Genomic DNA, 14924 nt, shown 5'->3' with positions numbered 1-14924 from the left:
CATGCTCTGCCGCAGCCCCAACCGACCAATCTCCCGGGCGAAATTCGTCAGCGGTGTACTCGGTGGATTCAAGCGGTCGTCGCAACACCTTGATGGTGGAGGTGTTCATGGGACGACCGGCAGGGTGGACGACGGCTGTGACGGGGCGGTCCGCGTTGCGTTCCCCGGGCAGGCCACCGGTCAACCGGGCCGTGGAGAAGCGGCAGTTCTGGAGGTTCATCGCGAAGGGTCTGTCGAGCGAGGAGGCCGCTGCCGCGTGCGGGGTGTCGCAGCCGCTGGGCGGCCGGTGGTTCCGCGAGGGTGGCGGCATGCCACCGATCAGCCTGGACGAGCCCTCGGGCCGATATCTGTCATTCTCCGAGCGTGAAGAGATCGCGCTGCTGCGTGCCAAGGACTGCGGGGTGCGCGACATCGCGCGGGAAACCGGGCGCTCGCCGTCGACCGTCTCCCGCGAACTGCGCCGCAACGCGGCCACCCGCTCTGGGCGCCTGGACTACCGGGCCTCGGTCGCCCAGTGGCATGCCGACCGGCAGGCACGTCGCCCCAAGTCCTGCAAGTTGACGGCGAATTTGCGGCTGCGTGACTACGTGCAGAACCGGCTGGCCGGTACTGTTCACACGGGCGACGGCAGCGAGGTCGCCGGTCCGGATGTGCCGTGGAAGAAACGGCGTCACGGGCGACGTGCAGACCGGCGCTGGGGCAGGGCATGGAGTCCTGAACAGATCGCCGGCCTGTCCGCTGGACTTCCCTGGGGACGAGACCATGCGCATCTCGCACGAAGCGATCTATCAGGCGCTTTTCATCCAGGGACGAGGCGGGCTGCGCCGCGAGCTGACCGCCTGCCTGCGTACCGGGCGGGCACTGCGGGTCCCGCGGGCCCGCACCCGGGGACGGGGAAGAAGTTCGTCACCGACCAGGTCAGGATCAGCGAGCGGCCGGCCGAGGTGGAGGACCGGGCCGTTCCCGGCCACTGGGAGGGCGACTTGATCATCGGACTGAACAGTTCCGCGATCGGCACACTGGTCGAACGCACCACCCGGTTCACGATGCTGCTGCACCTCCCGCCGATGCCGGGCCACGGCGGCCCGCGAGAGAAGAACGGCCCCGCGCTGGCCGGGCACGGGGCCGAGGCGGTCCGGGACGCCATCGCCACCACGATCACCACGCTGCCCGAACAACTGCGCAGGACGCTCACCTGGGACCAGGGAACGGAGATGGCCCAGCACGCCCAACTACGCATCGACACCGGGCTGGAGATCTACTTCGCCGACCCACACAGCCCCTGGCAGCGCGGCACCAACGAGAACACCAGCGGTCTGCTGCGGCAGTACTTTCCCAAGGGAACGGACCTCTCCCGCTACGGCACTCGCGAGCTCAATGCGGTCGCTGCCACCTTGAACAGCCGACCGCGCAAGGCCCTTGGCTGGAAGACCCCGGGCGAGGCCCTCAACGAGCAGCTACTGTTGATCCCACAGGCCGGTGTTGCGACGACCGGTTGAGTCCGGGCTCCGCTCCGCTGTCCGAGTGCACGATGCAGCCGGGCTGGAGGTCGCTGCGACCGGCGGCCATGGCCAGTGCGTCGACCACCAGGGATGCGCGGTGGTGGTCGGCCATCGAGTAGCCGACGATCTCGCGGGTCGCCAGGTCCAGCCAGGTTGCCATTCTGTGGAATGCTCCTCCGTCGCAGTCCACAGAATCCTTGTTCGGTGGGAATCTTCGCAGGTACAGGCCGTGTCCGAGCTGCGGGCTCGTGGTGGCTCAGATTCCACAGAACATACAGGTACAACCAGCCTTCGTCGGTGGGGATGTAGGTGATGTCCCCACCAGTTTCCGGCCCGGGCGCCGGCCGTGAAGGCACGCCCGATCAGGTCCGCGGCGGGCACCACCCTCTTCGCCGGACGGGTCAGCGATCGGCGCTTGCGCCGGGTGACCCCGGCGATGTCGCGCTCACGCACGATCCGCTCCACCTTTCCCCGCAAGCGGGGGTACCCCCAGCGGTTGGCCCGCCGGCCCAGCCTGCGCAGTTCAGCATGGATGCGCGGCACCCCGTAGGTGCACCGGGAGGCGATGTGCAAGACGGTGATCTCGTGGGCCAGGGCGTCGTCGGCGGCCCGGCGGGTGGCGCGGGCCTGCTCGCCGGCCATCCAGGCGTAGAAGGAGGCCCGGGCCACCTTCAGCAGCCGGCACAACGGAGCGACTGGGTGGGCGGTCTTCTCCGCCTCAATGAACGCGTACGCCTCGTTCTTCGATCGCTCTCCTTCGCGAAGAAGACCGCCGCTTTTCGCAGCACCTCGATCGTCTCGGTCGGCTCACGATGCTGCCGCCGCAGCCGGCGCAGTTCCTCCCGCTCCGCGCTCGTCAGCTTGCCCAAAGCCCCCTGCCCGCGGTCGATGGTGTCCTGCTTGACCCAGTTCCGCAGGCCCTCGGCGCTGACCCCGATCTGCCGGGCCACCTCGGTGACGGTCTTCCCGGAGGAGCGGACCAGCGCGACCGCGTCGCGCCTGAACTCCTCCGAGTACCGCCTGCTGCGGTTGCTCTTGCTTCCCACCTGGCACTGCTTCCTCTGGAACGGCACGTCCCAGTCTCCAGGTGTCCAACCTCAAGGGGAAGCTTCAATTTTTCCACCGATCACGCGGTCTTGGCCGGTGCCGACTCAACCGAGTCAGCCACATCGACCGGGTCACCGGCGAGCCGGACCGCCGCTACGAGCGCGAGCGACCCGGCGACTGATCCATGTCGACGTCACCAGTTGCCGCAACTCCCCGGCGGTGGTGGTTGGTGGCGATTCGTCGGCAAGTGCCATGTTGGATGGAACCGCGAGCCACCCCCGCTGCTTCATATACGCCGCGATCCACGACGGCCGTCACCGCAGCGGGGTCAATAGTGCAGGAGCGCTTGCTGGGCTTGACCAACCTCGGTGCAGGATCTCGACCACGACCACGGCCCTCGATCTTGTGGCTTCTCCAGGGCAAGCGGGTAATTGCCACGCGGGCTCAACTAGGCCCACGCCGCCCGCCGGGACCATGATGCTCGGCTTCCTCCCAAGTCGGCTGGGTCCTGGAAGGCCCGTCCGCACAGTGAGAACTCAGTCGCTTCAGGGCATGCACACAATTTCCGAACCCAAAGTTGTCCTCGGCCACCGGGATCTACGCAGCTGTCGCTGACACCGTATCCGCATCCGAATCATGTAACGCCGATCACACACAGGTGACACACGGGGGGTCAGTCGCAGTGATGAGACGTATTGGCGGCCGAGGCAGCGCAGAGGTCCTCGAGACACCCGCGGGCCTCCGGGAGGTCCCGGCAGCAACGGACGGCAATGTGCCCCAGCGCGGGCGCAACGACTTCGCCCGCGTGGCTGTGGCCAAGTACGGTCTGCTCTTGATGCTCACCGTGGAGATCGTGGCCGCCCTAATCTTGGCGCCTAAGACCTTCGGCTCCACCGGGAACATCAACAACATTCTCGCGTCACAGGCCATCTTGATGATCGTCACCTTGAGCCTGACCATGACGAACTTATTCCTGCGGAAGCCCGACCTCTTATCTGATGCCCGCCTACGGCGACGTGATCACGCCTCTGACGGCAACGCTCAAGCGGATCAATCCGGACGGCAAGGTGACTGTGAGTTCGTGAAACCTTCAGTCGGAGTACATCAAGCCGCTGCTTGATGGTGAGCTCAGCTCCGACGTCGGCGCGGCGTTCGGCGCGCTGGCCTCCCCGACGATCTACCAGACTCTCCGAGTGCTGAATGGTGAGGAGCCGATCGTGCTGATGGGCTCGTGGCGCATGGTCACGACCGCGCTCGCGAAGACATCGGCCTCTATCCGAACGAGACGCCGATCCAGAATCAGCGACGCATCTTCGGTGAAGAGGTCGTCGACGGGACCGCCTATCGGGCGCTTTAAACAAAGTGACTTCTAAGACAACTCCCACACCAGAGGAAGATTCCATGGCAAAAATTCCGCTCGAGATCATCAACACCAGTGAGCTGTTCATCGGCAGCCAGTGGCGGCAGCCAGCAAGTAGTTCGACAGTCGAGGTCATGAGTCCTCACTCCGGCAAGCTGATCGCCCGCCTCCCCGAGGCCACGATTGCCGATGCGCAGCTAGCGGTCGACGCGGCCGCAGGGGTCTGGGACGAAGGCGGCTGGGCAGACCTAGCGCCGTCCAACCGTGCCGAGTTCGCCCAGCGCTGGCTCGACGCGCTGCGAGCGAAGTTCGAAGCGCTTAGCGCCGCGAATGCCGGCCAGACGGGCATGCCGCTGACACTCGCCGAGGCGATGACCGACAGCGGGCTCGTGCTCGTCGAGGACGCTTTGGCGCTGGCCACCACCATCGAGTTCGTCGAGCACCGTGAAACGGCAACTGGCGCCGTCGAAATCCATCGTGAGGCGATCGGGCCCACGCTCGTGATTGGCACCTACAACGGGCCGGTCAGTGGGTTGGGCATGTCGGTCGTGCCTGCCCTGCTCATGGGTAACCCAGTCATTCTCAAGCTGCCTCCCGAGAACTACCTGGTCGGCGCCGTGATCGCCGCGGCAGCTCACGAGGCTGGGTTCCCGGAGGGTGTGCTGAGCATCTTTGCGGCGGACGCCGACGTGAGCAAGTACCTCGTCGCCCATGAGCGCCTCTCCGCAGTGCACTTCACTGGCGGGACGAAGATCGGGGCGGAGGTCGCTTCGGTGGCCGCCTCACGCATCGCTCGAGTAACGTTGGAGCTCGGAGGGAAGACGGCTGCCATCGTTGCCGACGATGTCGACTTGGATGAAGTGTTGCCCGTCCTCGTCGGCGGCGCCGTCAGCAACCAAGGCCAGATGTGCATCGCCAGCTCGAGAATCCTCGTGTCGAGCGAGCGACATGATGAGCTCGTAGCGAGGTTGGTCGAGAGCTTCAAGGCATTGAAGATCGGTGACCCGCTCGACCCGAAGACCGAGTACGGTCCGCTCGCTGCTGAGCGCGTGCGTGATCGGTCGCTCGCGTTCATCGAAAGAGCCATCGCGGAGGGTGCGACGCTGGAATATGGCGGCGACGTCCCCGAGGGGCTGACCGAGGGCATCTACCTGCGGCCTGCTCTGTTGACCGGCGTCAAGAACTCGATGGAGATCGCGCAGGAAGAGGTCTTCGGCCCCGTCTACAGCGTGATCCGGTACGACGACATCGAGGACGCCATCCGCATCGCGAACGACTCGAAATATGGCCTCTACGGAACCATCTTCACGAACGATCCCCAAGTGGCGAGTCTCGTCTCCTCCAAGGTGCGAGTGGGTCAGTTCAGCATCGGCGGGCGGTTCCCGTCGCTGGCAGCCCCGTACGGCGGGATGAAGCAGTCGGGGTACGGGCGAGTGGGTGGCCTGGAAGGAATGCTCGAGATGTCGAATATCAAGGTGATCCTTCCTGCGGCCGAGGCCGGAGCTGCCGTATGAGCTCGGACACCTACGACTACATCATCGCGGGGGCCGGGTCAGCGGGATGCGTGCTGGCCAACAGGTTGTCGGCTGATCCTCATACCACGGTCCTGCTCCTAGAAGCGGGCGGTCGAGATCGCAGTCCGATGATCTTCGTCCCCAAGGGCTTCTACTACCTGCCGGACAAGGTCAAGAAGCAGTACGAGACGACGCCGTTTGGCCCCAACAAGCAGACCGAGATCTGGGGCCGAGGACGCGTCCTCGGCGGTTCGAGCTCGATCAACGGCTTGCACTATAACCGCGGCTTCGCCGCTGACTTCGACGCCATCGCTGATCTCGGGAACCCCGGGTGGGGTTGGGACAACATCCTGCCGATCTATCGTCAGATGGAAGACCATTCGCTCGGGGCGTCACCCACTCGCGGAGAGGGTGGGCCGCTGGGCGTCTCCGTGCCGACCCGGACCGAGCCTGTGTGTGAGGCGATGATCGATGCCGGTGGGCACCTGGGTTGGAAGCGGGTCGACGACGTGAACGCGAGCGACGACGAGCGCATCGGCTACGCGCCGTCGACGACCAGGCGCGGCACGCGGGTCAGCACGGCGCGGGCGTTCCTGCGGCCGGTGAGAGATCGCAAGAACCTGCACGTTTTGACGGACACCGAGGTGACCGACCTGGTGTTCGACGGCACGCGGGTCACCGGGGTTCGCTGCAGGTCCAAAGTGGGGGCACGTGAGTACCGGACCAGGGGAGAGGTCATCTTGAGCATGGGTTCGTTCGAGTCCCCCTCACGCTGGAGCGCGCAGGAATCGGCCGAGGGGACGTGCTGCGCGCCGCCGGAATCGATCTGCGGGTCGAGTCTCCTCAGGTGGGCGAGAAGATGCGCGAACATCGAGCCGTCGGGCTGCAGGCCAGACTCAAGCCGAATCTCGGTTATAACCGTCAGATCAGGTCGAAGCTGGCTCAGGGGTGGACGGGCGCGAAGTACCTGGTGTCGCGTCAGGGCGTGATCTCGCAACCGGCCTACGACCTCGCCGCGTACTTCAAGGCAGACGAGACGAGCGACCGTCCTCAAATCCAGGCCTTTCTCTCACCTCTCTCGGTGGAGAGGCCAGGGGAGGTCGACTTGAACGAGGTGCAGCATTCCAAGCTGATCCCCGAACGCGAGGCCGGCCTGAACTTTCTGATCTACGCGCTGCGCCCGACCAGCGTGGGTTCCGTCCATGTGACGGGTTCTGCTCCAGGCGATGTGCCAGCGGTCTACCCGAACTACCTGGCGACCCAGGAGGATCGAGACGTCACGGTGAAGGGGTTCCTGAAGATGCGCGAGCTGCTCGAGTGCAGTCCGCTGTCGGAGCTGGTGGAGTTCGAAACAGTTCCTGGGAAGTCTGTCAACACCGTCGAGCAGATCGAGCGAGAGATCCTGCTGAACGGCTCCACGGGTTATCACGCGCTGGGGACCTGTGCGATGGGACCGAACGACGACGACGTTGTCGACTCGGATCTTCGTGTGCGTGGTGTGCAGGGGTTGCGAGTCGTGGACGCGTCGGTGTTTCCGACCATGGTGTCTGGCAACTGCAACGCTCCCACGATTGCGTTCGCTTGGCGAGCTGCCGATCTGATCAAGGCACAAGCGAGCTGACGGCTTGTCGCACTCAGCGTCGAGCGAGGCTCTTTTCTCGCTCGACTCTGAGTCGTCTGCCCACGGATCGTTGGACGGCGGCCGACAGCTCGACGAAGCTGTTGCGTGAGGCGTTCAAGGCTGACGGTGAACCGAAGCGCCCACCTGGCCGGGTCGGGCCTGCTCGACGCGGCTAGGACGACGACAAAGTGGCGTTCCTCGACGCCGTCGAGTGCGCGAAGGACCCGATCGACTGCGGCAAGGACGCAGCCGTTGGGGTCAAGGACGGTGCCGGCAACCTGCTCAACGGTGCTGGCGACGTCCTCGACGGCGCCACCGGGCTGCTCCCGGACGGCTGCGGCATCCTCGACGCGATCTGCGACGGCGGGCTCCCCGGGCTCGGACTCCCCGGCGTGCCGGGGCTGCCCGGGATCCCCAAACTCCCCAACGTCGGGAACCTGTTCGGTGGCGGCATCCCGGGCATCGGTGACATCCCCAACCCGTTCGAGGCCATCGGCGACGTCATCGCCAAGGCCGCCGCAAGCCTGGACCGCCGACATGCTGGGCGCGTGCTTCTCGTTGGTGATGCGGGTCCGCGGGGGCCGGGCCGTGGTGGTCATCGTTCGTTCCTCCGACTCTGCTGCCGGGGCTGAGCGACCCTTGACGAGGCGGGACGTTGGCCGGAAGTCGGGCTAGCGCCGCAAGCAGCCGGCCGGTGGGCGAGGCCGCACGGCCGCACGCGGCAGGGGCGTTGCATCGACGCGGGCGGCCCCGCACGCGGGGTGCGTGCGGGGCCGGCGGCTCATGACTCGTGTTCCTCCCCTCGTACCGTGGAGCCCGTGATTGCAGAGGAAACTGAGGTTCATGGGGTCCAAGCAACAGCTGTACAACGCTGAGTTCCGCGAGGGCGCTGTACGCATCGTGATCGAGACGGGGAAGCCGGTTCCTGAGGTCGCCGAGGAACTCGGGGTCCACCCCGGGACGCCGCACAGCTGGGTCTCGCGTTGGCGACGCAACGGTTCGCCGTCCTCCGATCGGCGGGCACCGGCGGCGGAGGGGAGCGGCCGGCTGCGCGAGAGTGAGCGTGCCGAGCCGGAGCGGCTGCGCAGGGAGATGGGCGAGAAGAACAAGCGCATCCGCGAGCCGGAGATGGAGCTTCCCAATCAGGATGTCAAGCCGCGGCGGTGACAGAGGGTGGCGTTTTGTAGGAATTTCCGTCACGAATCATGGCCCATAGGACGTTGATGCGTCGGCGGGCGAGGGCCAGGAGGGCCTGCTTGTGCCCCTTCCCCTCGCTTCGTTTGCGGTCGTAGTACGCCTTGGAGGCCGGACAGCAGCGCAGGCTGACCATGGCCGAGAGGTACATCACCCGCAGGAGGCCGCGATGGCAGCGCCGGGGCCGGCGGAGATTGCCGCTGACGCGGCCGGAGTCGCGTGGCTGCGGCGCCGGCCCGGCGAAGCCGGCCAGCCGGTCCGCGGTGCCGAAGGCATCCATGTCGCCGCCGGGCGCGGCGAGGAACTCGGCACCGAGCTTGGGCCCCATCCCAGGCAGGGTGCTGATCACCTGGGCATGCGGATGCTCGCGAAACCGGGCCTCGATCTGGGCGTCGAGCTCGGCGATCTCCTCGTCGAGGGCCATCACTCCCTTTGTGAGGCGGGCCGCCATAGCGGCGGCTAGTTTCTCGCCCGGCAACGCCGTGTGCTGGGCCTGGGCAGCGTCCAGGGCGGTCTTGGCGAGTGTGGCGGCGCCATGGACCTTGCGGTTCTTCAGCCAGGTCTCGATCCGTTTCACCCCGGAGCGACGGATGGCTGCCGGAGTCTGGTATCCGCTCAGCAGCATCAGCGGGCCCTTGTCCGTCAGGTCCAGGACCCGCTCCAAGGCGGGGAAGACTTCCAGTAGTTGTGCGCGCAGTCGGTTGATCTGCCGCGTGCGGTCGAAGACCAGGTCCAGGCGGCGGTTGGTGAGGGTGCGCAGGTCGACGGCGATTTCGTCGCCGGGCCGGAGCAGGCCGAGGTCCCGGCGGAGACGGGCCTGGTCGGCGATGACGAAGGCATCCTTGGCGTCCGTCTTGCCCTCGCCCCGGTAGGTGCTTGAGGCACGGTGCACCGCGAGTCCGGTGAGGTAGGCGACGGGCTGCTCATGGCTGGCCAGCAGCCCGATCAGCAAGGCGGCGCCGCCGTGGTTGAGGTCGACGGCCCACAGCACGTCACGCGATATTTCCAGGACCTCCCCGATCAAGGCCAGGAGTTCGCTCTCGTCGTTTGGGATCCGGCGGGACAGCAGTCGCGCACCCTCCGCGTTGATCACCACGCAGTGGTGGTGCGTCTTACCGATGTCCACCCCGGCCCATGTCTCAGGCACGGTCACCTCCGTCAGTACGTCGTACATCGATCCCGCAGACGACCTCGCCGGCGTTGCCCTACGCAGCGATCGAGTCGCAGTTCCCAATTGGCGGTCGAGTCGTCGCGGGGCTCCGGGCGGCCAGGCTCCATGAACCATCCGACGGCGCAGCGCGATGTGAGCCATACCCGGAGCCCCTGGGTCCACCGATCCTACGAATGACCAGTTCAGACCCGAGAAGAAGGTAGGGCGCGATGTCCTCAAACGCTGCATGGGTGCGCCACGAAGTTCTGTGTGACCGAGTGGTGGTGCAAGACCACCACCGCCGGGCCGTCGCAGCGGTCCGGTAGAAGCTGGGGGCAGTCCGACCCGGGGGACGCCGGGGAGGGCGGGAAGCAGCCCCGACAACGACGGGACGCGCCGGTACTGCCAGACGGCGCGGGTCCGGCAAGCGAGGCCAGAAGGTGTACGTGAGGAACCTGCGGTTAAAGCTCCGTAAGCGTTGTACCGGCTCCAACCTGGTGGATCTGGGCCGGGATGCAGTACGCGGCTGCCCTACATGCGGGCCGCCGACTCCGGAATCCGAGAAGTCTGCGGGTCCGGCGGCCGTGCCGAAGGACTGCGGCGTAGGCACGGCGAGGCTGCCGGGGCAAAGCAGGGCACCCATCCTGGCCGATCGGCACACAGGGAACGTGGGAACCATCCGAGACCACCCCCGCACCGTTCGCCCAGACCGGGAGTGGGGGCAGGCCCGTCGCCGGCTGGCGGTCTCGTGGTGGGGCGGAGGCCCCGTAGTAGTCCGAGCGCGCGAAAGGCGCGTACATGGCGAAGGGGGCCAGCAAGTCGGCAGTGCGGAAGCTGGAATGTCAGGAGGCCGTTGGTGAATACCGACGAGCTGGAGGAGGTCGCGTATGCGGCCGAACGCCGGGTACTGAAGATCCAGACCAAGCTGCACCGTTGGGCGGCGGAGGATCCTCTCCGCCGGTTTGATGACCTGCACAATCTCGTCTGCGACCCGGCCTTCCTGCTTGCAGGGTGGATGCGGGTGCGGAGTAACAAGGGTGCACGCACGGCCGGAGTGGACGGCGTGACCGCCCATTACATCGAGGACGTGCGCGGACTGGAGGGCTTCCTTACGGAACTGCGGGCCGAGTTGAAGGCCCGCACCTTCCGGCCCTTGCCGGTGCGGCAGCGTGGGATCCCCAAGGCGGGCGGCAAGGTCCGCTACCTGGGGATCAACACGATCCGCGACCGGGTGGTCCAGGCTTCCTTGAAGCTGGTCCTGGAGCCGATCTTCGAGGCGGACTTCCTCCCGTGTTCCTACGGGTTCCGCCCCAAGCGCCGGGCCCATGACGCGATCGCCGAGAGTCACCATTTGGCCTCCCGCTCCTACGAGTGGGTGGTTGAGGGCGACATCGAGGCGTGTTTCGACAACATCGGGCATGCATCCGTGCTGCAACGGATGCGTGCCCGGGTCGGGGACAAACGCGTCATGGATCTGGTGAAGGCGTTCCTCAAGGCCGGGGTCCTCACCGAGGACTCCGGGCTGAAGGAGTCGAGGGCCGGTGCACCGCAAGGCGGGATCTTGTCACCCGTGATCTCCAACATCGCCCTGTCCGTACTGGACGAGGCGATCGCGGCGGGACCGGGAGGACCAGGAGCCACCCGCAGTCGCCGGGCCCACCGGCGGGCAACGGGCAGGCCCAACTACCGGATCTGCCGGTACGCGGACGACTTTCTCGTGCTCGTCGCCGGGACCCGCGAGGATGCGATCAGCATCCGGGACTGGATGGCCGAGGTCCTCTCCCCGATGGGCCTGCGCCTGTCGCCGGAGAAGACGAAGATCACGCACATCGACGAGGGCCTGGACTTCCTCGGCTGGCGCCTCCAGCGCCACCGGAAGAAGGGCACCAACCGGCACTACGTCTACACCTACCCGTCCAAGAAGGCGCTCGCGTCGGTCAAGGACAAGGTGCGCAACGTATGCCGACAGGACACCAATCTGCCGCTGGAAGTCCTGCTGCACCGCCTCAACCGGGTGCTGCGGGGCTGGACCGCCTACTTCCGTTTCGGCGTCTCGCACGCCACCTTCCGATACCTGCGCCATTTCGGGCTTCCTCGTACTCGGCCGGTGGTACGTAGTCGAGCGCGGAGTGCAGACGCTCTTCGTCGTACCACGTGACCCACTGGAAGATCGCCCGCTCGACGTCCTTCCAGGGGCCCTGCATCTCGATCAGCTCGGCCTTGAAGGTGCCGTTCAAGGCCTCGGCCATCGCGTTGTCATAGCTGTCCGCGACCGAGCCGACCGAGGCCGAAGCCCCGCTGTCGGACAGCCTCTCGGTATACCGAATTGATACGTATTGCCCGCACTCAACCGGTCGTCGCAACATCGGTTCGGTGATCCAAGTGTAGGTGTTCAGCAAGGACTTCTCCCGGCGTCCTCCAGCCGAGCGTCTTGCGTGGCCTGCTGTTGAGCGAGGCTGCGACCGCCTCAAGCTCCCTCTCGTTCCAGCGGGAGAGATCGGTGCCCTTGGGAAAGTACTGCCGCAGCAGGCCATTGGTGTTCTCGTTGGTGCCGCGCTGCCAGGGGCTGTGCGGGTCCGCAAAGTAGACCTTGATGCCGGTCTCGCTCGTCAACTTCCCATGCTGGGCAAGCTCTTTGCCACGGTCCCAGGTCAGGGACCTGCGCACGTGCTCGGGCAACGTGGTCAGCCAGGCAGAGAGTGCGTCCTTCATCGTCTCCGCGCCGTAGCCGGCCAGCGCCGGACCGTTCTTCACCCGCGGCTCCAGACCGTAGCCCTCCATACGCGGGAGACGAATCAGCACCGTGAATCGGCTCGTGCGCTCCACCACGGTGCCGATCGCCGAGCGGTTCGCCCCGATGATCAGTCGGGTAGCGGGGACGCATTGCTGCGTCCCCGCCCCCTGCAGAGGGCGTTAAGTCCCATCTCTCTGGGTTCGCGATCGCTCGTTCGTGTGACTGGTTGCCGTTCGGGGCAGCGGTTGGGCATGTGCATGCTCGGATATCGGCATGGAGCGTGAGCCGTATCCGAGCGACTTATCGGACGAGCAGTGGGCGTTGATCGAGCCGATGATCACGTCCTGGAAGCAGGACCGGGTGGCGCGGTCGGCGACCAAGGATCCCGGGACCTGTGATCTCCGGGAGGTCGTGAACGCGATCTTCTACCAGAACCGGACGGGCTGCCAGTGGCGCTACCTGCCCCATGACCTGCCCGCCTGGTCGGCGGTGTTCTACTACTTCACGCTGTGGCGCAAGGACGGGCTCGACCAGCGGATCCAGGAACTCCTGCGCTGCCAGGTGCGGGAGAAGGCCCGCCGATTAGAGGACCCGTCCCTCGTGGTCATCGACACCCAGTCCGTGCGCGCGGCCGCGGGAGTCCCGAAGACCACGACGGGGCTGGACGCCAGCAAGCGGACGCCGGGGCGCAAGCGGGGCCTGGCCGTCGACGTGCTGGGACTGATCATCGGGGTCGTCGTGCTCGCCGCGTCGGCGCACGACAACGCCGCCGGGGTGGCCCTGCTCGACCAGGTGGCCGAGCGGTGCGGGATGCGCCTGGAGAAGGCCCTGGTGGACCAGGGATTCAAGGACGAGGTCATCATCCACGGCGCCCTGCTGGACATCACCGTCGAGACCGTCCGCCGCAACCCGGACGAGAAGGGCAAGGGCTTTGTCCCACAGCCGAAACGGTGGGTGGTCGAGCAGGTCAACGGCACGTTGATGCTGCACCGGCGCCTGGCCCGCGAGTACGACCACCGTCCCGACAACGCCGCCTCGCGCGTCTACTGGGCCGCCACCGCGAACATGGCCCGCCGCCTCACCACACCCACACCGGCCTGGCGCGACACCGTCCGGGCGGCCGCGTGAACATCACCGAGTTCCTGACGGATCTCCAGGCCCAGCAGGACGAGGCCACCGCCCGGGCCGGTGAACTCCGCGGCCAGATCGAGCACCTGACCGCCGTGCTCGCCGAGACCGAAGCGCGTCTCATGGACCTGGCCACCACCCGGAAGGTCATCGTCGAACTCACGCCGACCAGAGACGGAGACGAGGCCGGTCCGTCCGAGTCGACCACCGCCTACCAGGCCATCGTGAACGCCTTCAACCAGCACCCCGACCAGGCATTCCGGGTCCGCGAACTGCACGAACTCCTCGGCATGCCCACCGACGACCCATGCATGAACGTCACCCGCAGCCGCCTCGGGCGCCTCACCCGCCAAGGCTTCCTCACCCAGCCCGGACGGGGCCGCTACCAGAAACGGACTTAACGCCCTCTCAGAACCGTGCAAGCAGCTGTTCACCGCACACGGCTCAAGCAAGCCCCAAGGGCCCGTGGGCAGGAGAAAGTGCAGGATTCGTCAGCTCGGCGGCTCCACTCCGCCGTTGACAAAGGGTGTGAAGGAGACGGAGCCGTTGATCGCCCGGTGAGCCACCGCCCGGGAACGCGACGTACTGCTTGGAGATCGCCTTCCTGATGACGGCCCGCCACGCTTCCCATTCCTGCGGGCTTCGCGGCGGGTGATCGGCGTGCAACGGGAGCCCTCCGCAGACCGGACAACGACCTTGCTGTGCCTGGAGCAGGCGCACGGTGATGCCGTCGACTGGTGGAGGTGGTCCCTTGCGACGCCGCTCGGCCCAGTACGACTCAAGCGCCGGGTCGTCCGGGGACGCCCTGCCCTTGACCAGCTGGTGCCGGACGATCTTCGTCCAGGAGAACTTGAGCAGGTAGGCGCCGCTGTCGCGGTCGCCGAACACCCACCGGTCCTTCCTGGCCCTGTTGAACCGGCCGAAGTACTTGTCGGATATCCAGTGCTTCGGCTTGTTCGGGTGGCTGCGCTTGGCCCACTTGTAAGCGAGCTTCCACATGTGATTGTCCAGCGCGGTGAAGACCTCGCTGGACACCACCGTCCGGTAGTAGGCCGACCAACCTCGCACGATCGGGTTGATCTTCTTGAGCACTGCACCCGCATTGGCCCCTCGCAGGGCCAGCATCTCGGTACTCAGCCGTTCCCGGATCCGTCGTTGAGCCGCTGCGCTGGGTTTGATCAGCAGCTTGCCGTGATAGCGGCGGACGTTGAATCCCAGGAAGTCGAATCCGCTCTCCGCGTGGACGATGCGAGTCTTGTCCTCGTGGAAGGCGAGCCCCCTGGGCGTCAGCCATGCCGCCAGCCGTTCCTTGACCTGTCCGGCCTGCTCACGGCTGGTGCACATCGCGACAAAATCGTCTGCGTATCTCACCAGCACGGGGCTGCCGCTCTGCGTACTCCCGGCGTCTCTGCCAGTCGTGAAGTAGCGGACCCCTGCGGCTTCCTCCATCCCGTGCAGGGCCACATTGAAGAGCAACGGGCTGATCACGCCCCCAACGCAATGGGCAACTTCTGCTTCGAGGTCACGCTGAGTTACCGGCGGCTGGAGCGGCCGCGGCGGGCCGGGGACGGCTGAGATGACCGGCGGTACGGTCTGCTCATGGCCAATGGTGTCGGTGCCGGCGGCCACAGCCCTCTGCAGGGGGCCGGGGCGACAGCCCGGCGAGTACGGCGA

The 14924-nt window shown here is 66.5% G+C and carries 13 protein-coding genes and 5 pseudogenes; 11 read left to right on the top strand and 7 right to left on the bottom strand.

Annotation, left to right across the window (positions count from 1 at the left end; translation table 11 throughout):
• The first annotated feature begins 107 nt into the window (after positions 1 to 107).
• The gene (locus tag WJ438_RS07240) at positions 108 to 1499 is read left to right on the top strand and encodes an IS30 family transposase (protein WP_406724463.1); all 1392 of its coding nucleotides are present in this window, start codon (positions 108 to 110) and stop codon (positions 1497 to 1499) included.
• 31 nt (positions 1500 to 1530) lie between these two features.
• Here WJ438_RS07240 and WJ438_RS07235 read toward each other — a convergent pair.
• The 3 genes and pseudogenes from WJ438_RS07235 to WJ438_RS07225 all read right to left on the bottom strand — a co-directional run.
• Positions 1531 to 1659: pseudogene (locus tag WJ438_RS07235) on the bottom strand (IS3 family transposase); the annotation flags it as partial.
• 266 nt (positions 1660 to 1925) lie between these two features.
• Positions 1926 to 2144: pseudogene (locus tag WJ438_RS07230) on the bottom strand (IS3 family transposase); the annotation flags it as partial.
• A 29-nt stretch (positions 2145 to 2173) separates the two neighbouring features.
• Positions 2174 to 2548: a transposase gene (locus tag WJ438_RS07225; protein WP_406724462.1), complete on the bottom strand. Its 375-nt coding sequence runs from the start codon at positions 2546 to 2548 to the stop codon at positions 2174 to 2176.
• A 72-nt stretch (positions 2549 to 2620) separates the two neighbouring features.
• On the opposite strand from WJ438_RS07225, the pseudogene WJ438_RS07220 reads away from it, so the two are divergent.
• From WJ438_RS07220 to WJ438_RS07190, 7 genes and pseudogenes are all read left to right on the top strand, one after another.
• A pseudogene (locus tag WJ438_RS07220) lies at positions 2621 to 2818 on the top strand (IS481 family transposase); the annotation flags it as partial.
• A 503-nt stretch (positions 2819 to 3321) separates the two neighbouring features.
• A complete protein-coding gene (locus WJ438_RS07215) occupies positions 3322 to 3669 on the top strand; it encodes a hypothetical protein (RefSeq protein WP_406724461.1) in 348 nt (115 codons plus the stop codon).
• Positions 3670 to 3950: 281 nt separating this feature from the next.
• Entirely contained in the window at positions 3951 to 5423 is a 1473-nt protein-coding gene (locus WJ438_RS07210) for an aldehyde dehydrogenase family protein (protein WP_406724460.1), read from the top strand.
• Entirely contained in the window at positions 5420 to 6412 is a 993-nt protein-coding gene (locus WJ438_RS07205) for a GMC family oxidoreductase (RefSeq protein ID WP_406724459.1), read from the top strand. Before WJ438_RS07210 ends, WJ438_RS07205 begins: the two co-directional genes overlap by 4 nt.
• Complete coding sequence (locus WJ438_RS07200) at positions 6409 to 7044, top strand: GMC oxidoreductase (RefSeq protein WP_406724458.1); 636 nt, start codon at positions 6409 to 6411, stop codon at positions 7042 to 7044. The genes WJ438_RS07205 and WJ438_RS07200 overlap by 4 nt, the downstream gene beginning before the upstream one ends.
• Before the next feature lie 188 nt (positions 7045 to 7232).
• On the top strand, positions 7233 to 7676 hold the full coding sequence (locus WJ438_RS07195) for a hypothetical protein (RefSeq protein WP_406724457.1): 444 nt from the start codon (positions 7233 to 7235) through the stop codon (positions 7674 to 7676).
• 211 nt (positions 7677 to 7887) lie between these two features.
• Positions 7888 to 8211 (top strand): transposase, encoded by a 324-nt coding sequence (locus WJ438_RS07190; RefSeq protein WP_406724456.1) that lies wholly within the window; start codon positions 7888 to 7890, stop codon positions 8209 to 8211.
• Here WJ438_RS07190 and WJ438_RS07185 read toward each other — a convergent pair.
• Entirely contained in the window at positions 8195 to 9412 is a 1218-nt protein-coding gene (locus WJ438_RS07185; RefSeq protein ID WP_406724455.1) for an IS110 family transposase, read from the bottom strand. The genes WJ438_RS07190 and WJ438_RS07185 overlap by 17 nt on opposite strands.
• An 832-nt stretch (positions 9413 to 10244) precedes the next feature.
• Here WJ438_RS07185 and ltrA point away from each other — a divergent pair.
• Positions 10245 to 11546, top strand: a complete 1302-nt coding sequence (gene ltrA / locus WJ438_RS07180; protein ID WP_406724454.1) for a group II intron reverse transcriptase/maturase — start codon at positions 10245 to 10247, stop codon at positions 11544 to 11546.
• Here the strand turns inward: ltrA and WJ438_RS07175 are convergent.
• Positions 11479 to 11727, bottom strand: a pseudogene (locus WJ438_RS07175) (integrase core domain-containing protein); the annotation flags it as partial. The gene ltrA and the pseudogene WJ438_RS07175 overlap by 68 nt on opposite strands.
• Before the next feature lie 7 nt (positions 11728 to 11734).
• Positions 11735 to 12253: pseudogene (locus WJ438_RS07170) on the bottom strand (IS30 family transposase); the annotation flags it as partial.
• 142 nt (positions 12254 to 12395) lie between these two features.
• On the opposite strand from WJ438_RS07170, the gene WJ438_RS07165 reads away from it, so the two are divergent.
• Positions 12396 to 13250 carry an IS5 family transposase gene (locus WJ438_RS07165; RefSeq protein ID WP_406723466.1) on the top strand — a complete coding sequence of 285 codons (855 nt, stop codon included), beginning with the start codon at positions 12396 to 12398 and terminating at the stop codon, positions 13248 to 13250.
• A complete protein-coding gene (locus tag WJ438_RS07160) occupies positions 13247 to 13651 on the top strand; it encodes a hypothetical protein (protein ID WP_406723465.1) in 405 nt (134 codons plus the stop codon). Before WJ438_RS07165 ends, WJ438_RS07160 begins: the two co-directional genes overlap by 4 nt.
• Positions 13652 to 13694: 43 nt before the next feature.
• Here the strand turns inward: WJ438_RS07160 and WJ438_RS07155 are convergent, their stop codons facing one another.
• Positions 13695 to 14879 carry a group II intron maturase-specific domain-containing protein gene (locus WJ438_RS07155; protein ID WP_406724453.1) on the bottom strand — a complete coding sequence of 395 codons (1185 nt, stop codon included), beginning with the start codon at positions 14877 to 14879 and terminating at the stop codon, positions 13695 to 13697.
• Between the last annotated feature and the right edge of the window lie 45 nt (positions 14880 to 14924).

It is taken from the genome of Streptomyces sp. GD-15H, from assembly GCF_045291515.1.
Lineage (GTDB): Bacteria > Actinomycetota > Actinomycetes > Streptomycetales > Streptomycetaceae > Streptomyces.
The sequence above is the reverse complement of the archived record's forward strand: the minus strand, read 5'-3'. Positions and strand labels throughout refer to the sequence as shown.

Bases quoted from the DNA above. Each gene is read 5' to 3' on its own strand.
- WJ438_RS07240 (WP_406724463.1), top strand. From the start codon at position 108: ATGGGACGACCGGCAGGGTGGACGACGGCTGTGACGGGGCGGTCCGCG.
- WJ438_RS07210 (WP_406724460.1), top strand. From the start codon at position 3,951: ATGGCAAAAATTCCGCTCGAGATCATCAACACCAGTGAGCTGTTCATC.
- WJ438_RS07205 (WP_406724459.1), top strand. From the start codon at position 5,420: ATGAGCTCGGACACCTACGACTACATCATCGCGGGGGCCGGGTCAGCG.
- WJ438_RS07190 (WP_406724456.1), top strand. From the start codon at position 7,888: ATGGGGTCCAAGCAACAGCTGTACAACGCTGAGTTCCGCGAGGGCGCT.
- WJ438_RS07185 (WP_406724455.1), bottom strand. From the start codon at position 9,412: ATGTACGACGTACTGACGGAGGTGACCGTGCCTGAGACATGGGCCGGG.
- WJ438_RS07165 (WP_406723466.1), top strand. From the start codon at position 12,396: ATGGAGCGTGAGCCGTATCCGAGCGACTTATCGGACGAGCAGTGGGCG.